Annotated in this window: 23 protein-coding genes; 5 read left to right on the forward strand and 18 right to left on the reverse strand. The window is 73.2% G+C overall.

Features of this window, described 5'->3' with window-relative positions; genetic code table 11:
- Positions 1–22 precede the first annotated feature (22 nt).
- Positions 23–1,045, reverse strand: coding sequence for an aquaporin (locus SA2016_RS12415; protein ID WP_066498459.1), 1,023 nt, complete (start codon positions 1,043–1,045; stop codon positions 23–25).
- 170 nt (positions 1,046–1,215) lie between these two features.
- Between SA2016_RS12415 and SA2016_RS12420 the strand changes: the two genes are divergently transcribed.
- Positions 1,216–1,686 (forward strand): MarR family winged helix-turn-helix transcriptional regulator, encoded by a 471-nt coding sequence (locus tag SA2016_RS12420; protein WP_066498462.1) that lies wholly within the window; start codon positions 1,216–1,218, stop codon positions 1,684–1,686.
- A gap of 18 nt (positions 1,687–1,704) precedes the next feature.
- On the opposite strand, the gene SA2016_RS12425 is transcribed toward SA2016_RS12420, so the two are convergent.
- Positions 1,705–2,958 (reverse strand): chloride channel protein, encoded by a 1,254-nt coding sequence (locus tag SA2016_RS12425; protein WP_066498464.1) that lies wholly within the window; start codon positions 2,956–2,958, stop codon positions 1,705–1,707.
- 125 nt (positions 2,959–3,083) lie between these two features.
- Between SA2016_RS12425 and SA2016_RS12430 the strand changes: the two genes are divergently transcribed.
- On the forward strand, positions 3,084–4,085 hold the full coding sequence (locus SA2016_RS12430) for an ADP-ribosylglycohydrolase family protein (RefSeq protein ID WP_066498471.1): 1,002 nt from the start codon (positions 3,084–3,086) through the stop codon (positions 4,083–4,085).
- A gap of 39 nt (positions 4,086–4,124) precedes the next feature.
- Here the strand turns inward: SA2016_RS12430 and SA2016_RS12435 are convergent, their stop codons facing one another.
- Complete coding sequence (locus tag SA2016_RS12435) at positions 4,125–4,715, reverse strand: DUF4395 domain-containing protein (protein WP_084249496.1); 591 nt, start codon at positions 4,713–4,715, stop codon at positions 4,125–4,127.
- Positions 4,716–4,824: 109 nt separating this feature from the next.
- On the reverse strand, positions 4,825–5,853 hold the full coding sequence (locus tag SA2016_RS12440) for an exonuclease domain-containing protein (protein ID WP_066498474.1): 1,029 nt from the start codon (positions 5,851–5,853) through the stop codon (positions 4,825–4,827).
- Positions 5,854–5,974: 121 nt separating this feature from the next.
- On the opposite strand from SA2016_RS12440, the gene SA2016_RS12445 reads away from it, so the two are divergent.
- Positions 5,975–6,754, forward strand: coding sequence for a VTT domain-containing protein (locus SA2016_RS12445; RefSeq protein ID WP_371326627.1), 780 nt, complete (start codon positions 5,975–5,977; stop codon positions 6,752–6,754).
- A 25-nt stretch (positions 6,755–6,779) separates the two neighbouring features.
- Here the strand turns inward: SA2016_RS12445 and rdgB are convergent, their stop codons facing one another.
- Both rdgB and rph read right to left on the reverse strand, forming a co-directional pair.
- Positions 6,780–7,466 carry an RdgB/HAM1 family non-canonical purine NTP pyrophosphatase gene (rdgB, locus tag SA2016_RS12450; protein WP_066498475.1) on the reverse strand — a complete coding sequence of 229 codons (687 nt, stop codon included), beginning with the start codon at positions 7,464–7,466 and terminating at the stop codon, positions 6,780–6,782.
- A complete protein-coding gene (gene rph, locus SA2016_RS12455; RefSeq protein WP_066498477.1) occupies positions 7,463–8,227 on the reverse strand; it encodes a ribonuclease PH in 765 nt (254 codons plus the stop codon). Before rph ends, rdgB begins: the two co-directional genes overlap by 4 nt.
- Before the next feature lie 24 nt (positions 8,228–8,251).
- Between rph and SA2016_RS12460 the strand changes: the two genes are divergently transcribed.
- Positions 8,252–9,106 (forward strand): aldo/keto reductase, encoded by an 855-nt coding sequence (locus SA2016_RS12460; protein ID WP_066498478.1) that lies wholly within the window; start codon positions 8,252–8,254, stop codon positions 9,104–9,106.
- Positions 9,107–9,185: 79 nt separating this feature from the next.
- On the opposite strand, the gene SA2016_RS12465 is transcribed toward SA2016_RS12460, so the two are convergent.
- Genes SA2016_RS12465 through clpS form a run of 4 tightly spaced genes read right to left on the reverse strand, consistent with a single transcriptional unit; the run spans position 9,186 to position 11,859 of the window.
- Positions 9,186–9,983 carry an MBL fold metallo-hydrolase gene (locus tag SA2016_RS12465; protein WP_066498479.1) on the reverse strand — a complete coding sequence of 266 codons (798 nt, stop codon included), beginning with the start codon at positions 9,981–9,983 and terminating at the stop codon, positions 9,186–9,188.
- The gene (murI, locus tag SA2016_RS12470; protein WP_066498481.1) at positions 9,980–10,975 is read right to left on the reverse strand and encodes a glutamate racemase; all 996 of its coding nucleotides are present in this window, start codon (positions 10,973–10,975) and stop codon (positions 9,980–9,982) included. The genes SA2016_RS12465 and murI overlap by 4 nt, the downstream gene beginning before the upstream one ends.
- Positions 10,968–11,549, reverse strand: coding sequence for a DUF2017 domain-containing protein (locus tag SA2016_RS12475; protein WP_066498483.1), 582 nt, complete (start codon positions 11,547–11,549; stop codon positions 10,968–10,970). The genes murI and SA2016_RS12475 overlap by 8 nt, the downstream gene beginning before the upstream one ends.
- Positions 11,542–11,859, reverse strand: coding sequence for an ATP-dependent Clp protease adapter ClpS (gene clpS / locus SA2016_RS12480; protein ID WP_084249497.1), 318 nt, complete (start codon positions 11,857–11,859; stop codon positions 11,542–11,544). Before clpS ends, SA2016_RS12475 begins: the two co-directional genes overlap by 8 nt.
- A gap of 124 nt (positions 11,860–11,983) precedes the next feature.
- Here clpS and SA2016_RS12485 point away from each other — a divergent pair, with 124 nt between their 5' ends.
- Positions 11,984–13,282: a nicotinate phosphoribosyltransferase gene (locus SA2016_RS12485; RefSeq protein ID WP_066502483.1), complete on the forward strand. Its 1,299-nt coding sequence runs from the start codon at positions 11,984–11,986 to the stop codon at positions 13,280–13,282.
- Positions 13,283–13,425: 143 nt separating this feature from the next.
- Here the strand turns inward: SA2016_RS12485 and SA2016_RS12490 are convergent, their stop codons facing one another.
- The 8 genes from SA2016_RS12490 to SA2016_RS12525 form a co-directional block, all read right to left on the reverse strand.
- Positions 13,426–14,166, reverse strand: a complete 741-nt coding sequence (locus tag SA2016_RS12490) for an endonuclease domain-containing protein (protein WP_229710988.1) — start codon at positions 14,164–14,166, stop codon at positions 13,426–13,428.
- A gap of 298 nt (positions 14,167–14,464) precedes the next feature.
- Positions 14,465–14,986 carry an isochorismatase family protein gene (locus SA2016_RS12495; protein ID WP_371326628.1) on the reverse strand — a complete coding sequence of 174 codons (522 nt, stop codon included), beginning with the start codon at positions 14,984–14,986 and terminating at the stop codon, positions 14,465–14,467.
- 279 nt (positions 14,987–15,265) lie between these two features.
- The gene (locus SA2016_RS12500; protein WP_229710987.1) at positions 15,266–17,191 is read right to left on the reverse strand and encodes a DEAD/DEAH box helicase; all 1,926 of its coding nucleotides are present in this window, start codon (positions 17,189–17,191) and stop codon (positions 15,266–15,268) included.
- Positions 17,188–18,654 carry an MFS transporter gene (locus SA2016_RS12505; RefSeq protein ID WP_141305479.1) on the reverse strand — a complete coding sequence of 489 codons (1,467 nt, stop codon included), beginning with the start codon at positions 18,652–18,654 and terminating at the stop codon, positions 17,188–17,190. The genes SA2016_RS12500 and SA2016_RS12505 overlap by 4 nt, the downstream gene beginning before the upstream one ends.
- A gap of 4 nt (positions 18,655–18,658) precedes the next feature.
- Positions 18,659–18,970, reverse strand: a complete 312-nt coding sequence (locus tag SA2016_RS12510; protein WP_066498494.1) for a DUF3039 domain-containing protein — start codon at positions 18,968–18,970, stop codon at positions 18,659–18,661.
- Positions 18,971–18,999: 29 nt separating this feature from the next.
- Complete coding sequence (gene nagB, locus SA2016_RS12515; protein WP_066502485.1) at positions 19,000–19,782, reverse strand: glucosamine-6-phosphate deaminase; 783 nt, start codon at positions 19,780–19,782, stop codon at positions 19,000–19,002.
- Between the two features lie 142 nt (positions 19,783–19,924).
- Positions 19,925–21,523: a transporter gene (locus SA2016_RS12520; RefSeq protein ID WP_066498499.1), complete on the reverse strand. Its 1,599-nt coding sequence runs from the start codon at positions 21,521–21,523 to the stop codon at positions 19,925–19,927.
- Positions 21,508–22,281, reverse strand: coding sequence for an ABC transporter ATP-binding protein (locus tag SA2016_RS12525; RefSeq protein WP_066498500.1), 774 nt, complete (start codon positions 22,279–22,281; stop codon positions 21,508–21,510). The genes SA2016_RS12520 and SA2016_RS12525 overlap by 16 nt, the downstream gene beginning before the upstream one ends.
- Between the last annotated feature and the right edge of the window lie 69 nt (positions 22,282–22,350).

The raw sequence follows: 22,350 nt of genomic DNA on the forward strand, positions 1-22,350 counted from the left end.
TCGCGATGCCGCCGCCGTCACCTCAGCGGTCCTTGTCGAAGAACTCTCGTGCGTCGTCGTCGTCCGAGCGCTCCGGTGCCGGCGCCGCCTCGGCGCTGGCGGCCTCCTCGCTCACGGCCTCCTCGCCGCGGGCCGCTTCGGACGCGCCGCTGGACTCGCGGGCTGCGGCGGCGTGGGCACCCTCTGCGGTCCCCGCCTCCACTGCCGTCAGGACGGCCTCGGAGACGCGGGCTCCGTCGTCACGGGTGGCCTCCGCCGTCAGGTCACCGACGCCGCCCGCCGTCGCGCCGTGCAGCTCGTCGGACGAGCCGAAGCCGCGGAAGATGAGGCCCGTGATGACCGCTCCGAGGACCGGCGCCACCCAGAAGAGCCACAGCTGGCCGAGCGCGCTGCCCTCGGCGAACACGGCGGTCGCGGTCGAGCGGGCGGGGTTGAGCGAGGCGTTGGTGATGGGGGCGATCGCCTGGACCAGCACCGACAGGCCGAGGCCGATCGCCCACGGCGCCATGCCCTTGACCGCGCGCCTGCTGGTGACGAAGAGGATGATGGCCACGAACGCGGCGGTGGCGACCACCTCGGCCAGGAGGCCGGCGGACATCGGGAACTTGCTCGGCGACAGGCTGTCGAACCCGTTCGAGAGCTGGGTGAAGATCGTCTGGGAGCTGTTCCCGCTGCCCAGGCTCGGCAGCGTCCGGATGGTCACCCAGAGGAGGAGGGTGCCGACCAGGCCGCCCACGAGCTGGGAGGCGATGTAGCCGGGGACGAGCCGCCAGTTCGTGCGCCCGGCCACGGCGAGCCCGAGCGTCACGGCCGGGTTGAAGTGGCCGCCGGAGATGTGCCCCACCGCCGCGATCCCCACGGCGATGCTGAGGCCGACCGCGAAGGGCGTCGGAATCGGTGCCGAGGAGGGCGTGCTGAACAGCGCGACACCGAGCCCCGCGTACGCGAGCAGGAACGTGCCGAATGCCTCGGCGACGAGCTTCGCGACGACGCTGAACTCGGCCGGCGCCTTCACGCGCGTGGACGCAGCCACGTCTGTGGTCATGAGGTCCTCTTTCATGGAGTGTCGAAGTGCTCACGAGGGTGCCTGAGCGGGGCCGCCAGCGCGGGGCAGGCCTCCAGCAGACTATCGCTTCCCACGGGGTGCCCCGAAAACCGGCCGAAGCCCGGCCGCAGGGCGAGCGAGCTGGGCCGTGGCGATCTTAGGCTGGTCCCATGGACTCCCCAGACACCGGCCCGGGCGAGGCATGGGGCCTCACCGACGTGATCACGCGGCTGCGCCGCACGCTCCGCGCCGGCGTGCGCGACGAGCTGCCCTGGGAGGCCCTCCCGATGGCGCAGGTGGAGCTCCTCCAGCGCCTGGCCGACGAGCCGGGGCTCGGGGTGAGCGAGCTCGCGCAGCGGCAGAACCTCGCGAAGAACACGGTGAGCAACCTCGTGGCGCAGATGGCCGCCTCCGGCCTCCTCGCGCGCCGCGCCAGCGAGGCCGACCGGAGGGCCGTGGTGCTGAGCCTCACGGCGGACGGGCACAGCCGGCTGGAGCACTGGCAGCAGGCCAACGAGAAGCGCATCCGGCGCGCGCTCGCCTCACTCGCCGCCGAGGACCAGGACTCGATCAACCGCGCGCTCCCGGCGCTGCGCGCCCTCGCGTCCCGCATGGAGGCGGACGCCGCCGGCGACGCCTAGCTCCGGCGCCGCGCCCGCTCAGGCGATGTCGGAGAGCCGGGTGCGCTCGAGGAAGTACACCACCGCAAGCGCCCCGGCCGTCGCCAGCATGGCGGGGACGAGCATCTCCGGACTCATGCCGGTGAACTCGGAGGCGAGGATCAGCCCGGTCATCGGTGCCTTCATGGTGCTGGCGAGGAACGCCGCGGCGCCGACGAACGCGAACGCGGCCACGGAGGTCCCGGGGGCGAACGCGTTCACGATGCTCCCCAGCACGATCCCGAGCATGGCGCCGACCGCGACCGAGGGCGTGAGCGTGCCGCCCGCCGCTCCGGCCCTGATGGTGGCGAGCGTCGTGGCCGTCTTGGCCACGAGCAGGATCCCGACGAGCGCGAGCGGCGCCGCCGCGGAGAACGCCGTCTGCGCCGCCGCCTTCCCGTTCCCCACCACCTCGGGCAGCACCATCGCGACGGCTCCCACGGCGGCGAAGAGCAGGGGCATCGTCCAGAGGATGGAGCGGCCGCGGGGCCGGGTGCCCGACGAGTAGCGGGTGAGCCAGGTGAAGCCCGCCGCGCCGAGGCCGATCAGGGGCCCCGCGGCGAACGACCAGCCGACGAGCGCAGGGGTGAGCTCCACGGGCGGCAGGGCGTACATCGGATCGGTGGGGACCACCAGCCGGGCCACGGTTGCCGCGATCGCGGAGGTCGCGAACGCGGGCAGCAGGACCGCGAAGCTCACCTCGGCGAGCAGCACCTCCACGGCGAAGAGTGCCCCGCCGAAGGGAACGTTGTAGACCGCGGCGAGCCCGGCCCCGGCGCCGCAGGCAACGAGGATGCGCACCTCGCGGGGCGAGAGGCCGGCGCCACGGGAGACCTTGTCCGCGAGCAGCGCCCCGAGCTCGCGCGGCGCCGCCTCGCGGCCGATCGATGCTCCGAGCCCCACGATGACCACCTGCAGCGCCGCGTTGGCCACGGTCGTGAACCACGGCATCGAGGTGCCCTTCGTGGCGTCCTCGACGGCGACGACCCGCTTCGCCCACGTCCGCAGCGCCCACCAGCCCAGGGCTCCGATCGCCCCGGCGACGACGAGGGCTGCGAGCCGCCGCCACGGCGGCGCCTGGGTGGCGCCGTCCAGGAGGGTCCCGTGCGAATAGCCGAAGGCGAGGTGCTCGAGGCCCTGCAGGGCGACGTCGACGGCGATGCCGATCAGGCCAGCGCCGAGGCCCACGGCGACGATGACCGCGGCCAGGCGCAACAGCCGGCGGCCCTCCTGGCGCACTCCGTCGACGCTCATGGCCGCCCCATCAACGACGGCCATGGGACCAAAGAAGTTCTGACATAGAACTATTCTAGCGCGGACCCCGGCCCGCGCACCCCGGGCGCGCTGCAGGCGGCATCGGCGCCCACTACGCTGTCTGCATGGACGTCCCCTCCCCCGCCTCCCGCATCCTCGGCTGCCTCGCCGGCACGGCCGCGGCCGAGGCCGCAGCCATCGCCGGATTCGGGCCCGAGGGAGCCACCGCACCGGCCGATCAGGACCCCGGCCGGCGCGCCGCGCTGCCGCTGGGGCCGGCGGGCCAGCTGACCCTCTTCACCGCCGATGCGCTCCTCGAGGCGATCGAGTGGGCCAACGACGGGGTGGCCGCGGACGAGGCGGCCTGTGTGTGGCTCGCCTCCCTGCGCTGGGCCGCCGCGCAGGGCGTCCCCCTCGCCCCCACCGCGCCCCTCGCCCAGCCCCGCTGGCTCGACGGGCAGGACGGCGTCCAGGTCCCCGCCGCCGTACGGCCGGAGTGGATCAGTTCGCTCGCCGGCGGCCAGATGGGCTCCCCGTCCCGTCCGGTGGGCCTCGCGTTCGACGACGCCGGCGCCGCCGCGCACGCGGCCCCGTTCGGCCTCGTCCCCCACATCCCGGCCGCCGCCGTGGTGAAGATGAGCACGGAGGGCGCCTCCCTGACGCACGGGACGCCCGGGGCGGTCCAGGCCGCCGTCGCGGTGGCGTCCATGGCGCACTTCCTCTCCCTCGGCGCGGACGCCACGACCGCGGCGGGGTCGGCGCGGGCGCAGATCGCCTCGCTGCCCACCCCCGAGGGCGCCATCCTGGACGCGTTCGACGCCGATGCTTCCGCCGCCGGGGGCGGCCGGCCGGACGCCGCCGCGGCCCTGGCGGCAGCGCTGGGTGCAGTGCGTGCGGCCGAGAGCGCCGCGGAGGCCGGGGACGCCGAGCAGGCCGCCTTCGCCGCCGCCATCGAGCTCGCGTCCGTCAGGGGCCACGACGCGGCTGCGATCGCGGGGGCCCTGCTGGGCACGCGCTGGGGCGCCGACGCGGTCCCGGCCCCGTGGGTCTCGCGCACCGCGGGCATGGGCGCGGCCGAGGGCCTCGCGGCCCGTCTGGCGAAGGCCACCGGGGCCCTGGCGGACTGACAGGCTGACCGGAGGATCCGGGTCAGGACCTGCGGTGCCTCAGGGCTTGCGGCGCCGCAGGGCGATGTCGCTGCAGGCCTCGCACGCCGAGGCGGGGACGAGCCCCGCCAGCTGCAGGCGGCCGAAGAGCCAGCAGCCGAGGCAGAATCCGGCGAAGGCCTCGAGGGAGGCCGCCACGATGAGGATGCCGAGGGCCACCCCGGCGGCGCCCGCCAGCCCACACGCGAACAGCACGGCCGCGGCGGTCGAGACCACGGCCCCGATGCCCTGGGCGAAGCGCTTGGGGGGCCCGGCGACCAGCCGTGCGGGGCCGAGGCGCGGTGCGATGACGTGCACGGCGAGCCTGCCGGCCGGCGAGTAGCGCGGGCCGCCGGCCACCCTGAGCCAGAAGCCTGCGGCGATGACCCAGAGTCCCCATCCGGCCCCGGTGGCGAGCCCGGCGGCGAGCACTGCCGTGCTGAGCACCACGATGATGCCCGCGGTGGACCTCGCGGCGTACTCGTTGACCGGGTTCGGGAAGGCGAACGCGCGCGCCAGGAGGGAAGGACGGGCCTCCACGGGCGCAATGAACTGGCCGCCCTGCGGCGCGTCGAACACTGACCGAGCGGCGGAGGAGGTGGGTGCAGCCATGCGGATCATGGTAGGAGCGCCGGCGCCAGCCCACGAAGGAATGTTGCCCCGCATGACGAAACGGGGCCGGATGGCGAAAGGGGCCCGGCCGGCGAAGGGGGGCAGGGACTCAGGCGCCGGCGGCGGGCCAGCGGCCGCCGAGCATCTGGAGGAACTCGCCCTCGGAGAGCACCTCGACCCGCTGTCCCTTCTCCTGCAGCTGCAGGGCCCGCCGTGCCTTGGTGGTCACGCGCCCGGAGGCGAGGTCGGAGGCGACGAATCCGTCGCCCACCACGAGCAGGGTGGTCGCGCGGGTCACCGAGCTGGCCGGCTGCGCCCCGAGCTCGGCGGCGCGGGACTTCGCCTCGCTGCGCGGCATCCCGAGCGACCCGGTGAATACGATCCGGTGCCCGAAGAGCGGATGGTGTGGGTCGGCCGCCGCGTTCGCGGACGGGTTCGCCCCCTCCTGGGGCCACGGCGCCCAGGTGCGGCCCGAGCGGGAGCCGTCCGGCGCCGTCGTCCGACCGGCGCCCGAGGAGAGGCCCTCGAGGGCGCGGACCGTGGCCGGGGAGTAGGGGTCTCCCGGGACGTACCCGGCTTGGCGCGGAAGGGAGAGCCCGACGGCGCCGTAGACGTCCGCCACGCTGTCGGCGCCGTGCCGGCCGGCGATGTCGATGAGGATTCCGGCGCAGGCCGCGGCGTCCTCGGTGGCATCGTGGTGGTGCTCGAGGGGCACCCCGGCCTCCCGCGCGGCGAACGGCAGCGAATGGGAGACGAGGCGATAGGTCTTGCGGGAGAGGACCACGGTGCAGGCGTAGTCGTAGGCCGGGGCCTCGAGGCCGCTGACCTCGAGGGCCGAGCGGATCACGCCGAGGTCGAAGGCCGCGTTGTGGGCCACGAGGACGTCACCGCCGATGAACCCGCCGATCTCGGCGAAGAGGTCCCCGAACCGCGGCGCCCCGGCCACCATCTCGGGCGTGATGCCGTGGATGGCCACGTTGCGCGGGTCGAAGGTGTCGTGGCCCGCCGGGGGGCGCATGAGCCACGAGGCACGCTCGGCCACCCGTCCGCCGCGGACCCGGATGAGGCCCACGGAGCAGGGGGAGCCTCGGAAACCATTGGCCGTCTCGAAGTCGATCGCGGTGAAGTCCAGGGCCACGCAGCGAGCTTAGCCGGAGTGCGCCCGCAGGCCCGCCAGCGCCACGCGCCGGCGGCCGCACGCCGCTGTGGGCTGCCCCACTCCCCCGCCCCGCCGCGCCCCCGGCCGGTACCCTTGGAGGGTGATCCCTGCTGCCCTGGCCGATGCCGCCTCTGTCCTGACGCTCGCCGTCCAGCCCAAGACCTCGTTCCTGCCCGACTGGCTCAACCCGGACGTGTTCCTGCGCGATTCGCCGCTGGGGCCCTGGGTGGTGCTCGTGGTGTGCGGGATCATCTTCGCCGAGACCGGCCTGCTCGTCGGGTTCTTCCTCCCCGGCGACTCCATGCTGTTCACGGCCGGCCTGCTCGTGGCCACCGGCGCGATCCGGTTCAACCTCTGGCTCCTGGCCCTGCTCGTGGTCGTCGCCGCGATCCTCGGCAACCAGTGCGGCTACCTCATCGGTGCCAAGGCCGGCCCGGCCCTCTTCAACCGGCCCGATTCGCGGCTCTTCAAGAGGGAGAACGTCGAGAAGGCCCACGCGTTCTTCGCCAAGCACGGCGGCAAGGCACTCATCCTCGCCCGGTTCGTGCCGATCATCCGCACGTTCGTGCCCGTGATCGTGGGCGTGGCGGGCATGAGCCGGGCCCGGTTCTTCCTCTACAACGTGATCGGCGCCGTGCTCTGGGGCGGCGGCGTCACCCTCCTGGGCGCCTGGCTCGGCCAGTACGCGTGGGTGGGCAAGAACATCGACCTCATCTTCGTGGCGATCGTGCTGGTCTCGGTCCTGCCGATCATCGTCGAGTTCATCCGCGGCCGCTCCGCCCGCCGCCAGGCCGAGGCCTTCGGCACGGACCCGGTGGACGAGTTCATCGAGGAGCACGAGCCGGTCGAGGAGCGCAAGACCAACCCCGACTGGAAGTAGCCCTTCCCCCGAGGTGCTGTGCGGCTCAGCCGCGCAGCACCTCGACGATGGCCGGCAGCAGCGCGCGGAACGCGTGCCCGCGGTGGCTGATCTCGTTCTTCTGCTCGCGGCTCAGCTCGGCGACGCTGACGCTGAGGCCCTCGGGCAGCAGGATGGGGTCGTAGCCGAAGCCGCCCTCCCCGCGCGGCTCGCGCAGCAGGGTGCCGGGCATCTCGCCCAGCTCGACCGTCTCGTAGCGCGTGCCGCCTTCGCCCGGCACCGCGAGCGCGGCGGCGCACACGAAGGCCGCCTGCCGGTGCTCGTCCCGCACGTCGCCGAGCTGGGCCAGGAGCAGCTCGAGGTTCGCGCGGTCGTCGCCGTGGCGGCCGGCCCAGCGGGCCGAGAAGATGCCGGGCGCGCCGCCGAGCACCTCGACCGCCAGCCCCGAGTCGTCCGCGATCGCCGGCAGGCCCGTGGCCTCGGCCACCGCGCGCGCCTTCTTCAGCGCATTCTCGGCGAACGTCACGCCGTCCTCGACGACGTCCGGGCCGCCGACCGCGCCCGCGTCGACCACCTGCGTGTCGACGTCGAGGCTCGGCACCTTGCCGCGCAGGAGGTCGCGCAGCTCCTTGAGCTTGCCCTGGTTGTGGGTGGCGAGCACGAGCCGCGGGGCGGGGACGGACGACGCCGGGCGGTCGCCGTCGTGCGCGGCGCCGGCGCCGGCAGTGCTCACCGCAGTGCCTCGGCCAGAGTCTCCCGCTGGATGTCCGCCAGCTGGGCCGTTCCCAGGAGCGCCAGGTCCAGGAGGCTGTTGAGATCGTCGCGGTCGAACGGCGCGCCCTCGGCGGTGCCCTGGACCTCGACGAACTTGCCCGAGCCGGTGACCACGACGTTCATGTCCGTCTCGGCCCGCACGTCCTCGACGTAGGGCAGGTCCAGCATCGGCGTACCGTCGATGATCCCCACCGACACGGCGGAGACGGTGTCCACGAGCGGCTCGGCGCCGCGCTCCACGAGGCCCTGCTCCTTCGCCCAGCGGACCGCCTCGGCGAGCGCCACGAAGGCGCCGGTGATCGCCGCGGTGCGGGTGCCGCCGTCGGCCTGGAGGACGTCGCAGTCGAGGACGATCGTGTTCTCCCCGAGCGCCTTCGTGTCGATGATCGAGCGCAGCGAGCGTCCGATCAGCCGGGAGATCTCGTGCGTGCGGCCGCCGATGCGGCCCTTGACCGACTCGCGGTCCGAGCGGGTGTTCGTGGCCCGCGGGAGCATCGCGTACTCGGCCGTGACCCAGCCCCGGCCCTCGCCCTTGAGCCAGCGCGGCACTCCCTCGGTGAACGAGGCGGTGCACAGCACGCGCGTGTTGCCGAACTCGATGAGCGCCGAGCCCTCGGCCTGCTTCGACCAGCCGCGGGTGATGGAGATGGGCCGGAGCTGGTCGGGCGTGCGGCCGTCGGCGCGCGCGACGAGGGGACTTCCAGGGGTGCTTGGGGTCATGGGACCAGCTTATAGACTCGCCGCATGGTCACCGAAGTCCCCACCGTCGCCCTGCCCAACGGGACCGAGGTACCCGTGCTCGGACAGGGCACGTGGTACCTCGGGGACACCCCCTCGGCCAGGGCAGAGGAGGTCCGCGCCCTCCGCACCGGGATCGACGCCGGGCTGACGCTCATCGACACGGCGGAGATGTACGGCGACGGGCGGTCCGAGGATCTCGTCGGGGAGGCCATCGCCGGGCGGCGCGACGAGGTGTTCCTCGTGAGCAAGGTGCTGCCGTGGAACGCGACCGCCCGCGGCACGGCCGCCGCGCTCGAGGGCAGCCTCCGCCGCCTCGGCACCGACCGGCTCGACCTGTACCTCTACCACTGGCGCGGGAGCACGCCGCTGGCCGAGAGCATCGCCGCCCTCCAGCGCCTCCAGGACGAGGGCAAGATCCTCGCGTGGGGCGTGAGCAACCTCGACCCGGACGACCTCGACGAGCTCGCCGGACTCCCCGGCGCCGGCGGCCCGAAGGGGGTCCAGACCGACCAGGTGCTGTACAACCTCGGCCGGCGCGGCATCGAGGCCGACCTGCTGCCACGCCTGCGCGGGCAGGGCGTGCCGGTCATGGCCTACTCCCCCATGGAGCAGGCCCGCCTGCTCGGCCACCCGGCGCTCGCTGCCGTCGCGGCCCGCCACGGCGTGGACGAGGCTGCCGTCGCGCTGGCCTGGGTGCTGCGCGGCCCGGGGGTCATCGCGATCCCCAAGGCGGGCACAGCCGAGCATGTCCTCGCGAACCGGGCGGCCCTCGAGGTGCGGCTCGACGATGCGGACCTCGCCGCGCTCGACGCCGCGTTCCCGCCGCCGCGCGGGCCCGTCCCGCTCGAGATGCTCTAGGCCGCCGGCGCCGGCAGTGCCGCCGGGCTCAGGCAGTGCCGCCGGGCACAGGCAGTGCCGGGCTCGTGCGGTGCCGGGCTCAGACGGTGTAGTGCACGCCCGCGACGGCGACGGCGATGGGGCCGCCGTAGGCCTCCTGGGCCTCGGCGACGGAGCGGTTCGCGTCGTTCCACACCGGAAGGTGGGTCAGCAGCAGGCGCTTTGCGTCGGCGTCGTGCGCGGCCTGCCCGGCCCGCAGGCCGGTGAGGTGGACGCCGTCGATCGCGTCGTCGCGGCCCTCGTGGTAGGCGGCCTCGCAGAGGAAGAGGTCGCATTCCCGCGCCGCCTCGACGAGCCCGGCGCACGAGTCGGTGTCCCCCGAGTAGGTCAGGACGCGCCGCATGACGCCGCCCGCGCCGTCGGGCTCGGTGCACTCGACACGCAGCGCGTAGGCCTCGGCGATCGGGTGCCGGGCGCGGTAGGCGGTGAACCGGAACGGGCCGAGCTCGACCGGCTCCTCGGCCGCCCACTCGTGGAACTCGAAGTCCTCGCCGAGGTCCGTCGGGGGCTCCATGTCGAGGGCGATGGTGATGCGCTTCTTCGTCGCGGCGGGCCCCCACACCGGGATCCGCCCGGCGGTCCAGCCGTTCGGGTCCCAGTGCACCGCGATGTGCAGGCCGGTGAGGTCCATGCAGTGGTCGGGGTGGAGGTGGCTGAGGAGGACGCCGTCGATGTCGCTGAGGTCCACGTAGCGCTGGAGCACGCCGAGCGCGCCCGAGCCGAGGTCGAGCAGGATCCGCCAGTCCCGCTCGCCGTCGTTGGCCGTGACGAGGTAGCACGAGGCGGGCGAACTCGGGCCGGGGAACGAGCCCGAGCAGCCGACGATGGTGAGCTTCACGGTGCCATCCTGCCCGCGTCGCGCAGGGCGAAGTGGGAGATCCGGGCCGACCCGCCGCGCGCCCGCGCCTCCTCGAGCATCTCCGGGGTGATCGTGGCCAGGCTCGCCGTGGGATAGCGGGCGGCGACGTGGTCGGCGTGCTCCACGCCCTGGACCTCGGGGCCCAGGAACCGGCGCGCGAGCGTCTCGAACTGGGCAGGGTCTCCGGTGGCGATGAACCGGTGCACGGGCGCGGTGGTGCCCGAGCGGACGAGGTTGTGCCGCATGAGCGCCCGGTAGACGTCCTTGGCGGTCTCCTCCGCGCTCGAGACGAGCGTGACGCCCTCCCCCATCACGTAGGAGATCACGCCGGTCAGGAGCGGGTAGTGGGTGCAGCCGAGCACGAGCGTGTCGACCCCGGCGGCCTTGAGCGGCGCGAGGTAGCCCTCGGCGGCCTCGAGGAGCTCCGGGCCGGTGGTGACGCCCGCCTCGACGAACGGGACAAAGTCCGGGCACGCCGCGGAGGTGATCGCCAGGTCCGGGGCGGCGGCGAACGTATCCTCGTAGGCGCGGGAGCCCACGGTGGCACTCGTGCCGATCACGCCGACCCGGCCGTTCCGGGTGGCCGTGACGGCGGCCCGGACCGCGGGCTGGATCACCTCGATGACGGGGATCCCGTAGCGGGCGGTGTAGCGCTCCCGTGCGTCCCGCAGCACCGCGGCGGTGGCCGAGTTGCAGGCGATGGTCAGCGCCTTGACGCCCGAGTCGACGAGCTCGTCCATGACCCCGAGCGCGAAGGCCCGGACCTCCGCGATCGGCAGCGGGCCGTAGGGGCCGTGGGCGGTGTCGCCCACGTAGACGATCGATTCCTGGGGCAGCTGGTCGATGACGGCGCGGGCCACGGTCAGGCCGCCCACGCCGGAGTCGAAGATGCCGATGGGGCGCTCCGAGCGCGGCAGGTCGCCCGTGGAGCCGAGCTCGGCCAGGGCGGCCGGGGCGGTCGGCTCACTCATGGCCGCTCCCCTGGGAGCGCACCCGGCGGGCGTCGAGCATCGCCTCGATGAGCGTCGTCTGGAGCCACGTCACGAAGTTGTACACGAGAGCAAGGTACGCCTCCACGTCCTCCGCGGCGGACCAGTCGGTGATCGCGTGGACCTTCTCGGCGTCCTCCTCGCTGCGGATCCCGAGGCGGGAGGCGAGGACGAGGCGGACGTCGTTGAGCGCCGTCGACCAGTGCTGGGCGGCGGCGTCGTCGAGCACGAGGTGGCGGGACTCGAGGGAGAGGGCGGCGGCGCGGAGGGCGCCGGCCTTGCCCTCGCGCAGGGACCGCTCGGTCAGGCGCCGGAAGTCGAGCGCGGCCTCGGGGTCGTCCTTGAAGGCGTTGGGCAGCAGCCGGGCGAGCGCGGGGTCCTCCGGCTCCTTCGCGTGCGGGGACAGCCCCACGAGGGCCTCGAGGGGATCCTGGTCGCCGGTCCCGGGATCGAGCATGCCGATGACGTCGTTGAAGAGCCCCCGCAGGAGCTCCCGCTCCGGCTCCTCGAGCCTGCCGGTGATGCCCCGGCGGCCATAGGTGAAGGGCTCAGCCATGCTCGCCGGACCTCTCGACCGTGGCCCAGAGGCCGTAGGTGTGCATCGCGACGGCATGCTGCTCGACCGTCTCCTTCGATCCGTGGCTCACGATCGAGCGCCCCTCGGTATGGACCTGCATCATGAGGGCATCGGCCTTGGCCTCCGAGTAGCCGAAGTAGGACTGGAACACGTAGCTGACGTAGCTCATGAGGTTGACCGGATCATTCCAGACCACGAGGTTCCACGGGGTCAGCCGTGCGGCATCCTCCCGCGCCTCGATCTGCCCGGCGACCTCCTGGGAGGGCTCGGTGGCGACGCTGATGCTCATGCGCTCCATTCTAGGCAGGCCCTCGGACGCCCCGGCCGCCGCCGGCGCCCGGCCGGGCGTGGGGGCCGCCATATAGAGTGGCACCGTGACTGACCCGAGTCCCTGGGCCCCGCCCCGCACCTCCCTGTTCACGGACCACTACGAGCTCACGATGCTCCAGGCCTCCCTCCACTCCGGCGCCGCCCACCGGCGCTGCGTCTTCGAGGCCTTCGCCCGCCGCCTTCCGGACGGGAGGCGCTACGGCGTGGTCGGGGGAACCGGGCGCCTGCTCGAGGGCATCATGGCGTTCCGCTTCACCGACGAGGAGCTCGGCTTCCTCGAGCGCGCCAAGGTGGTGAACGCCGAGACGCTCGACTACCTCGCCGGCTACCGGTTCTCGGGCGACGTCTACGGCTACGCCGAGGGCGAGGCCTACTTCCCCAACTCCCCGGTCCTCATCGTCGAGTCGACGTTCGCCGAGGCCTGCATCCTGGAGACGTACGTGCTCTCGGTGCTCAACCACGACTCCGCGATCGCCTCCGCGGCCTCGCGGATGACGACGGCGGCCGGCGGCCGCCCCTGCATCGAGATGGGCTCGCGGCGCACGCACGAGGAATCCGCCGTGGCCGCGGCCCGGGCCGCCGTGATCGCCGGGTTCGCGAGCACGTCCAACCTCGAGGCAGGGCTGCGCTACGGCATCCCGACCGTGGGCACCGCCGCCCACTCGTTCACCCTGCTGCACGACTCGGAGCGGGACGCGTTCGAGGCCCAGATCGCCTCGATGGGCCCGGGCACCTCGCTGCTCGTGGACACCTACGACGTCGAGCGGGCCGTGCGCACGGCGGTCGAGATCGCCGGCGAGAAGCTCGGCGCCGTCCGCCTCGACTCGGGGGACCTGATCGAGCAGGCGCACTGGGTGCGCCGCCTCCTCGACGAGCTGGGCAACGTCGACACCAGGATCATGGTCACGTCCGACCTGGACGAGTACGCGATCGCCGCGCTCCAGTCCGCGCCCGTCGACGCCTACGGCGTCGGGACCTCGCTCGTCACGGGGTCCGGGGCGCCCACCGCCTCCATGGTCTACAAGCTCGTCAGCCACGTCGACGACGCGGGGCACGAGGTCTCGGTCGCCAAGTCCTCCAAGAACAAGGCGACCGTGGGAGGCCGGAAGTACGCCCTCCGCCGGCTCGACGAGCGGGGCCGGGCGACCCAGGAGATCATCGGCGTGGGCCGCCGGCCGCACGACGACGGCAACGACCGGCCGCTGCTCGAGCACTTCATCGTCGGCGGCGAGCTCAAGCCGGGGTGGACGGGCCACGAGGGTGTTTCCCGGGCCAGGGAGCGGCACGCGGCGTCCCTCGCCGAGCTGCCGTCGTCCGTCCAGCGCATGCACCGCGGCGAGGCGGCGATCCCCACGGTCTACGAGGAGTCCAGACCCGTCTGAAAGTCACCTCCTGAAAGTCACCTCCTGAAAGTCACCTCCTGAAAGTCACCTCCTGGGAGTCACCTTCTGGGAGTCACCTTCTGGGAGTCGCCTTCTGAAGGTCACCTTCTGAAAGTCACCTTCTGAAAGTCACCTTCCGGGAGTTAGGCCGCGGCCGAGGCGAGGTGGGCTCGTATCCTGCGGAGGACGGCCCGGAAGTCATCCCTGAGGTCCTCGACGCGGACGAGGATGATCGTCCATCCTGCTTCGCGGAAGGCGCGGTCGCGCAGAGCATCGCGAAGCCGCTGGGCCTCATCGTTGTGGTGGGCGCCTTCATACTGGATGACCAGCTTGAGATGCCGGTAGCCCATGTCTCCGGACGGCGCGTAGGGGTCGAGGGGCCAGAGGGAAATCTGCAGCTCGGGCTCCGGCAGGCCAGCGGCGATGATCGCCTGGCGGAGCAGCGACTCCGGCACAGAGTCAGCGCCCACGCGAAGGTGCTCGAGTGCTGACCGCGCAAGGCCCACGCCCTTCATCCAGACATGGGCGTCCAGCAGCTCCCTGAGGTCCGCCATCGAGGCCAGGGGCTGGTCGCGCCCATTCTCGAGCTCGGGTCTGGGACGGCGGATGAGCTGGTCACCCAGCGCAATGCGGAACTCCTCCCCCAGCTCGACGGCGAGGTCCAGCCAGGTCCGTGCCGGTGTGGTCATGAGGAGGCCCTCAACGTGGTGGAGCTCCCCGGGCCGGATCCGGGTGTGGTGGCCGACAACGCCCGCGCGGCGAACCCGCGCGAGATGTGCGGGCCTGCTCAGGTGGATCCTGTCGTGGTCATCGACCCACGGCGGCAGGAACATCCCCTGCAGCGACGCAGCGGTGCGGTGGGAGATCCAAGCGTCTTCCGTCACCGCAAGATGGACCTCGGCGCGTTCCGGCAGTGTCGATGCGCATCCGGTCGGAACGTAGATGCCGCGGCTCCAGCGCTCGAGATCCTGGGCACGAAGCCTGCTGACGCTGACGCCAGCTTCCCGGGCGTCTCGATAGGTGAAGGCCCGATCCCGAAAGTCTTCTGGAAGCTCTCCGCGTGTGCTCACCCGGCCAGTCTGCTGGACATCCCCTCGGGCCCGACCAGGTTATCCACAGCAACCCGCAGGACGTGACCTTCAGAAGCTGACCTTCAGAAGGTGCCTTTCAGAAGATCGGGGGTCAAGCCAGGGCAATGCCCGATCCCTTGAGTTCCTCGTACGTCGGCCCGAGGTCGTCGGCGATGCCGGCACACAGCCCGGTGAGCACGCGGGTCGCGTAGCCGGACCGCGCGGCGTCGAGCGCCGTGGCCCGCACGCAGTAGTCCGTCGCGATGCCCGCGACATCGACGGCGCCGATGCGGTGCTCGCGCAGCCAGTCGTCCAGGGTCGCCGAGTCGCCCGTGTCCCCGGCGGCGTCCCCGTACTGGGCGAGATGTCCCTCGAAACCGGAATAGGCGGCGGTGTACTGGCCCTTGCGGAACATCGCATCGACTTCTGCGACGTCCAGATTCCTGTGGAACTCGGCCCCGGGGCTCCCCGCCACGCAGTGCGGCGGCCACGAGTCGACGAAGTCCGGGTGGTCGGAGAAATGGTGGCCGGGGTCGACGTGCCAGTCCTGGGTCGTCACCACGGCGTCGTAGTCGGAAGCATGCTCAGCGAGGAACGCGGTGATCCGCGAGGCGGCGGCCGCTCCGCCGTCCACCGCAAGGGATCCCCTTCGCAGAAGTCGTTCTGGACATCGACGATCACGAGTGCTCGAGGTGTGGCCATGGCACCATTGTGGCCCTTCAGCGCGCTCGGAGACCCGCAGGACGTGGCCTACAGAAGCTTCTCCAGGAGGTGACACCCAGAAGCTGACGTTCAGGAGGTGACCTTCAGGAGGTGACCTTCAGGAGGTGACCTTCAGGAGGTGACCTTCAGGAGGTGACCTTCAGGAGCTGACACTCAGAGGGTGAGCTGGCGGGCCGGCGGGCGGCGGGAATCAGGCGCGGCCCACGAACCAGTCGGCCAGCTTGGACAGCCGCGCCCTGAGCTGAGCCTCGTCCGCCTGGGCCACGGCCGGGCCGCCGCACAGCTCGCGCAGCTTGTTGTGCACCACGCCGTGCGGGGTGCCGGTCCGCGCGCTCCACGCGGAGACGTTCTTGGCGAGCTCGTTGCGCAGGTCCATGAGGCGGCGGTGGTCCGGCACGCCGGCCAGGGAGGACGTGGGGCGGGAGCCGCGCCGGGACACCTGCTCCTGCTGCCGCTGGCGCAGGAGCGTGGCGACCTGGTCGGCGTCGAGCAGTCCCGGGATGCCGAGGAAGTCGAGCTCGTCGTCGGAGCCGACGTCTCCGCCCATCCCGAACTCGCCGCCGTCGAAGAGCACCTTGTCGAACGCGGCCTGGGACTCGAGCGCCTCGTACTTGCCCTTCACGAGGGTGTCCGAGGCCTTCTCCTCCCGGTTGGCCTCGTCCATGAGGGACTCTTCGAGGTCCATCAGCCCGTCCTCGCCGCTCGAGGGGCGGTCGAGGGCGTGGTCCCGCTCGGCCTCCATCGAGTTGGCGAGCGCCATGAGCTGCGGCACGGAGGGCAGGAAGACCGACGCCGTCTCCCCCCGCCGCCTGGCGCGGACGAAGCGTCCCACGGCCTGCGCGAAGAAGAGCGGGGTGGAGGTCGAGGTCGCGTAGACGCCGACGGCGAGGCGCGGCACGTCCACGCCCTCGGACACCATGCGCACCGCGACCATCCAGCGCTGCGTGCCGGCGGAGAACTCCTCGATTTTCCCGGAGGCCTTCGCATCGTCGGAGAGGATGACCGAGGGCGACTCGCCGGTGATCTTCTTCAGGAGGCCCGCGTAGGCCCGGGCGTCCTCGTGGTCCGTGGCGATGACGAGGCCGCCGGCGTCGGGGACGGTGCGGCGCACCTCGGTGAGCCGGCGGTCGGCGCCGGCGAGGACGGCGGGGATCCACTCCCCCTGCGGGTTGAGCGCGGTCCGCCACGCCTGGGCCGTGACGTCCTTCGTCACCGCTGCCTCGCCGAGGGAGGCCGCCATCTCCTCGCCCGCGCTCGTGCGCCAGCGCATCTGGCCCGAGTACGCCATGAAGATGACCGGACGCACCACGTGGTCCCGCAGGGCCTGCCCGTAGCCGTACGTGTAGTCCGCCTTCGAGCGGCGGATGCCGTCCTTGTCCTCGGCGTACTCGACGAACGGGATGGGCGACGTGTCGGAGCGGAACGGCGTTCCGGTCAGGGCCAGGCGCCGTACCGCTGGGTCGAAGGCCTCGCGGAGCCCGTCGCCCCACGAGAGCGACTCGCCGCCGTGGTGGATCTCGTCGAGGATCACGAGGGTGCGCGCGGCCTCGGTCTTCGCCCGGTGCAGGAGCGGCTTGCTGGCGACCTGGGCGTAGGTGACGGCGACGCCCATGAACCCGCGCCCGTGCTGGCCGTCGGCGTTCTTGAAGTTGGGGTCGATCGCGATCCCGATCCGGGCCGCCGCGTCCGCCCACTGCCGCTTGAGGTGGTCGGTGGGGGCGACGATCGTCACGCGGTTGATGAGTCCGCGCTCGATCAGCGTGGAGGCGACCCGCAGCGCGAAGGTGGTCTTTCCGGCGCCGGGGGTGGCCACGGCGAGGTAGTCGCGCGGGGCGAGCTCGAGGTACTTCTCCAGCGCCTCCTGCTGCCAGGCGCGCAGCTTGGGGGCGGTGCCCCAGGCGGCCCGCTCGGGGTATGCAGGGGGGAGGGCGGGAGAGGCCTGCGGGAGGGCGGGAGAGGCCTGCGGGAGGGCGGGAGAGGCCTGCGGGAGGGCGGGAGAGGCCTGCGGAAGCGCGGGCACACCGTGGGCGGCGGAAGCGGAGGCCGCGGGGCCGCCGTCGGACGTGGAGGATCCGGCGTTCGACGACGAGGGGTCACCGAAGAGCGTTTCCCTCACGCGAGGTCCTCGCCCGCCGCAGCGGCGGTCACGGCCGACGGCGCGGCGGACCGCACGCCGGCGAAGGCGGACAGGAAGGCGGACATCGTCAGCGCGGCGGCCAGCAGGGCGAAGACGCCGGGCCCGGGAACCGCCTCCGGGGTCAGCAGCAGCGAGTACAGCGTTCCAGCTCCGGCGGTTCCCATCACTCCACCGAGCATATCGGCCATCTGCAGCGAGGCCGAATTCCGCCCCCGGTCCGCGGCCTCGCTCAGGTCGAGGACGAGCACGGATGTCGTGGTCGTGGCGAGCCCCATCCCGCACCCCGCGAGGAGCCAGCCGAGGGCCAGGAGCCACGGCGCCGCGGCCACGGACACCACGCCCGCGATGGACCCGAGGCCCGCGGTGAGGACCACGGAGCCGAGCACGAGGAACGTCGGCTTGGCGAGCCAGCCGCGCGCCTGGACGAACGAGCCGATGGTCCATCCGAGGGCCCCGCCGGTGAGGGCGAGGCCCGCAACGGAGGGCTCGAGACCGTACGCGTCGACCAGCATGAGCGGAATGAACGCCTCGGCGCCGAAGAACGCGAGCGTCAGCAGGCCGCGCACCACCATGACGGCGGGCAGCCCCCTGGCCACGCGGGCCACCCCGCGCGGCATGAGCCGCGGCGCGGTCGCGAGGACCGCGGCGATGCCGCAGAGCACGACGGCCCCGAGCACCGGCGCCGGGACGGCGGCCCGCGCGGCGGGGTCGGCCCAGGACTGGGCGGCCCACTGCGCCGCCGCGACGCCCGCGGCGAGGAGGACGCCCAGGAGGGCACGCCGTCGGCCCTCGCCCGGCGCGAGCGAGGTCTCCTCCGGCGCCCCGAGGCCGCGGACCCGCGGCCAGATGAGCACGACCGCCACGATGACGATCGGGGCCACCCCGAAGAACACCCACCGCCAGCTCGCGTGCTGGGCGAGCAGGCCCGAGATGTAGGGCCCCACGAGGGACGGCAGGACCCACGCGGCAGAGAACCAGCTGAACAGCACGGGCTGGAGGGCGGAGGGCAGGGCCTGGCCGATGATGACGTAGAGCGGGACGATCATGAAGCCGGTCCCCGCCCCGGAGACCATCCGGCCGACCGTGAACACGCCGAAGTCCCATGCCCCTCCGGCCAGCAGGAGGCCGCCCGTCATGAGGACGAGGCCGACCAGCAGCGAGGGCCGCGGACCTGCGCGGTCGCACCAGGGGCCGGCGGCCGCGGTGGCGGCGAGGGACGCGGTGAGGAACAGCGAGAACGCAAGGCCGTAGGCCCGCTCGCCGCCGAGGTCTGCGGCGACGACGGGCATGGCGGTCGTCACGGCCATCGCCTCGAAGGCGCTGCACGTGACGATCGCGAGGAGGCCGACGACGAGCCCCCGGTAGGCGGGGGACATGAGCCCGCGCGGGCGCGACGCAGCGCCGCCTGCCCCGTGGGGCCCCTCCCCCACAGGCGCCGTCACGGGGTCATGACTGGTCGTCGTCGTTGCTCGGGCGCAGGCCCTCGTAGATCTCCTTGCACGTGGGGCACACGGGGAACTTCTTGGGGTCGCGGCCGGGGGTCCAGACCTTGCCGCACAGGGCGATCACGGGCTCGCCGGTGAGGGCGGACTCCATGATCTTCTCCTTGCGCACGTAGTGGGAGAAGCGTTCGCGGTCGCCGGGCTCGAGCTCCTCGCGCAGCTCCTCGCGCTCGATCGTGGCGGTGGAGCCGCCGAGGCCGGGGTCGCGGGGGTCGTCGGCGAACGGGTCCGGGGGCATGGTGCTCATGGGATCCATGCTAGCCCCGGCCGGCAGGGGCGCCCCAGTCACAGGCCCTGCCATGAGGGCTTGTTGTCGTAGATGTGCCGGTAGTAGTCGGCGAGGTCCAGGGCCGAGGCCGCGGCCTCGTCCACGATCACCGTCGCGTGCGGGTGGAACTGCAGGACCGAGGCGACGCACATCGCGGTGACGGGTCCCTCGACCAGCCCGTGCACGGCCCCGGCCTTGACGGCGCCGGTCGCCACGAGCACCACGTGCCGCGCGGCCATGATGGTCCCGACGCCCTGGGTGACCACGTGGTGCGGGACCTCGTCGATCGAGGAGAAGAAGCGCGCGTTGTCGCGCCGGGTCTGCTCGGTGAGGGTCTTGATGCGGGTGCGGGAGGCGAGCGAGGACCCGGGCTCGTTGAAGCCGATGTGCCCGTCCGTGCCGATGCCGAGGATCTGGAGGTCCACTCCCCCGGCGTCGAGGATCGCCTGCTCGTACCGGGCGCATGCGTCCTCGAGGTCGGCGGCGGCGCCGTCCGGGCTGTGGACGCGCACGGGGTCGATGTTGACCCGCTCGGCGAAGTCGCGGCGGATCACGGACCGGTAGGACTCGGGGTGGTCCCCGGGCAGGCCGACGTACTCGTCGAGGGCGAACCCCGAGGCGCGGGAGAAGTCGAGCCCGTCCTCGGCGTGGAGGCGGGCCAGCTCGTCGTAGACGGGCAGGGGCGAGGACCCGGTGGCGAGCCCGAGCACCGCGTCGGGCCGGCGGGCCAGCAGCGCGGCGACGGCGGACGCGGCGGTCCTGCCGACCTCGTGCGCGTCCCTGAGGATGACGATTTCCATGCTGGCCACTCCCGTCGGTCTCCGGCACCTCGCGCCGGGCGGTGCGCATCCGGCGCGGACTTCCTGCTGTCCTATCTTCCGCCGCGGCGGCCCGGCGCACGACGGCGGCCGCCCGCCGTCGTGCCTCGGCCCGCCGTGCGCTTCAGCGCACCCGGACGAGGCTCGAGTACAGCTCGGGGCCGCGCGCGTCCATGAGGCGGCCGCCGAGGAGGACGCCGGCGGCGAGCAGCGCGCCTCCGAGCAGCACCCCCACGCCGAGGGTCGCCCACGCGAAGCCGGCAGCGCCCGTCGCGGCAGCGAGCACCGTGAGGACGATCTCGGGTGCGGCGAGGATCCCGAGCGCCACGACGCCCCCGAACTGGACGAGGAGCGTCTGGGCGCTGTTGCCGGCAGGCTTCTTGAACGGGCTCTCCCCGGGCAGCGGGACCGCCACGGTGTACCGCGCCGAGACCACGGAGGACAGCCCTACCCCGCTGAGCAGCACCCCGAGCGCGAGCCCGAGGAGGGCCGGGAACAGGGCCCAGTCGCCTGCCAGGGCAAACGGGAGCGCGGTGATGAGCGCCACTGCGGGCAGGGCGAAGAGCAGCAGGGCCGCAGCCCGCCCCAGCCGGTCGGCCCAGCCGCGCACGCCCGCGGCCAGGTGCATCGAGAAGGCCGTCGAGTCGTAGGAGACGTCGGCCGAGATCGACCAGGCCAGGACGAAGGCGGAGATCGCCCCGGCGAGCGGGAACGGTCCCTCGAGCACCGATCCGGAGCTGTGCCGGCCGGCGCGCGAGGCGACGAAGAGCACCACGGGCAGCAGCGGCACCACGATGAGCCCTGTGGTGTACCGGGGATCGCGGATCCAGTAGGTGAGGGCACGGGCCGCGACGGCGCCCGCCGGCGTGGCGGGCATCCAGCCGAAGGCGCCGAGCCCCCGCCGCGGGGCCGGCGAGCGCCCGGATCCCCTGCTGCCGGGATTCTCGAGGGCCCGCGCGAGCGCCCAGGACCATCCCCAGGCAGCGAGGACGAGCGCCGCGGCGGTGATCAGCAGCTTCGCGGCCGCCTCGCCCACCCGGCCCTCGGCCACCGCCGCGGGCGCCGAGAAGGCCGCGCCCAGCGGCGTCCAGCCCAGCACGGCCGCGGCCTGGGAGACGGCCGTGGTGCCGCCCTCGCCGATGCCGCGGGCGAGCAGCGAGATGCCGGGGCCAAGGAACATGATCGGCACGATGAACAGGATCCGGGTCACGTCGCGGAACCGGCGCGAGGAGGCCAGCTCCGCCACGATGCTCGCCACGAGGCGGCTCGTGACCACGCACAGCGCGAGCGCGAGCAGCGCGCCCAGCACGGCCGCGGCGACGACCAGGCCTCCGCGCGCCCACGTCACCGTGGTCCCGGCGAGCGCGAGCGCGGTGCACACCCCCGGCACGCCGATGAGCCCCGCGGCGGCCTGCCCGAGGAGCAGCTGGCGCAGCGGGATGGGGTAGAGCGCGAACCGGGCAGGGTCCAGCGTGAGGTCGATCCCCGAGAGCACGATCGGGGTCAGGGCCCAGCCCAGCACGAGCAGGGAGCCCGCGAGCACCAGCACGGTCTCGGCAATGGGAACCGGGACGGCCCTGAGGGCCACGAGCCCCACCAGGGCGAGCGCGAGGATCCAGAGCCCGTACAGGGCCCCGATGATCACGCCCACCAGCTGCCAGGGGCTGCGGCGCAGGCCGTTGCGCAGGAGGGTGAGCTTGAGCCGGATCAGGTGTGCAACCACGACAGTCCCCCCGTGCGCCCCGGCCCGCCCACGAGCTGGACGAACCGGTCCTCGAGCGAGGCCCCGGCGCGGACCTCGTCCACGGTGCCGGCCGCGAGGATCTGTCCCTGCGCCACGACCGCGACGTGGTCGCACATGCGCTGCACGAGGTCCATGACATGGCTCGAGACGACGACGGTGCCGCCCGATCGGACGAACTCGGCGAGGATGGCCCGGATCCCGGAGGCCGAGATCGGGTCCACCGACTCGAACGGCTCGTCCAGCACGAGCACCCTGGGCGCGTGGACGAGCGCCGCGGCGAGCGCGATCTTCTTCGTCATGCCGGCCGAGTAGTCCACCACGAGCGTGCGGCCCGCATCGGCGAGGTCGAACGCCTCGAGCAGGTCCCGGACGCGCGCCGCGACGGTCACACGGTCCATGCCCCGCAGGAGTCCCGCGTAGGTCAGCAGCTGCTCCCCGCTGAGCCGGTCGAAGAGGCGCACCCCGTCGGGGAGCACTCCGAGGAGCCGCTTCGCACCGACCGGGTCGGCCCAGACGTCGACGCCCAGCACGGCGGCCGTGCCGGCGTCGGGGCGGAGGAGGCCGGTGGCCATCGAGAGGGTGGTGGTCTTCCCTGCCCCGTTCGGCCCGACCAGCCCGTAGAACGAGCCGGCGGGCACGTCGAGGCTGATCCCTGCCACGGCCGGCTTGCCGCCGAAGGTCTTCACAAGGCCCCGGAGGGAGAGCGCGACGGGAACGGCCGGGCTGGGAGCATCCATGCCACCACGCTAGCAAGCGCCGTCCCGCCGCGGATGAGCCCCGAGGATGACTAGCGGCTCAGTCTTGAG

This window comes from Sinomonas atrocyanea, assembly GCF_001577305.1.
Taxonomy (GTDB): Bacteria; Actinomycetota; Actinomycetes; order Actinomycetales; family Micrococcaceae; genus Sinomonas; species Sinomonas atrocyanea.

Coding starts and splice junctions, on each gene's coding strand:
- SA2016_RS12425 (WP_066498464.1), bottom strand. CDS start 2,958: ATGAGCGTCGACGGAGTGCGCCAGGAGGGCCGCCGGCTGTTGCGCCTG.
- SA2016_RS12525 (WP_066498500.1), bottom strand. CDS start 22,281: ATGGATGCTCCCAGCCCGGCCGTTCCCGTCGCGCTCTCCCTCCGGGGC.
- SA2016_RS12435 (WP_084249496.1), bottom strand. CDS start 4,715: ATGGCTGCACCCACCTCCTCCGCCGCTCGGTCAGTGTTCGACGCGCCG.
- murI (WP_066498481.1), bottom strand. CDS start 10,975: ATGAGTGAGCCGACCGCCCCGGCCGCCCTGGCCGAGCTCGGCTCCACG.
- SA2016_RS12460 (WP_066498478.1), top strand. CDS start 8,252: ATGGTCACCGAAGTCCCCACCGTCGCCCTGCCCAACGGGACCGAGGTA.
- SA2016_RS12420 (WP_066498462.1), top strand. CDS start 1,216: ATGGACTCCCCAGACACCGGCCCGGGCGAGGCATGGGGCCTCACCGAC.
- rph (WP_066498477.1), bottom strand. CDS start 8,227: ATGACCCCAAGCACCCCTGGAAGTCCCCTCGTCGCGCGCGCCGACGGC.
- SA2016_RS12415 (WP_066498459.1), bottom strand. CDS start 1,045: ATGACCACAGACGTGGCTGCGTCCACGCGCGTGAAGGCGCCGGCCGAG.
- nagB (WP_066502485.1), bottom strand. CDS start 19,782: ATGGAAATCGTCATCCTCAGGGACGCGCACGAGGTCGGCAGGACCGCC.
- SA2016_RS12510 (WP_066498494.1), bottom strand. CDS start 18,970: ATGGATCCCATGAGCACCATGCCCCCGGACCCGTTCGCCGACGACCCC.
- clpS (WP_084249497.1), bottom strand. CDS start 11,859: ATGAGCATCAGCGTCGCCACCGAGCCCTCCCAGGAGGTCGCCGGGCAG.
- SA2016_RS12430 (WP_066498471.1), top strand. CDS start 3,084: ATGGACGTCCCCTCCCCCGCCTCCCGCATCCTCGGCTGCCTCGCCGGC.
- SA2016_RS12475 (WP_066498483.1), bottom strand. CDS start 11,549: ATGGCTGAGCCCTTCACCTATGGCCGCCGGGGCATCACCGGCAGGCTC.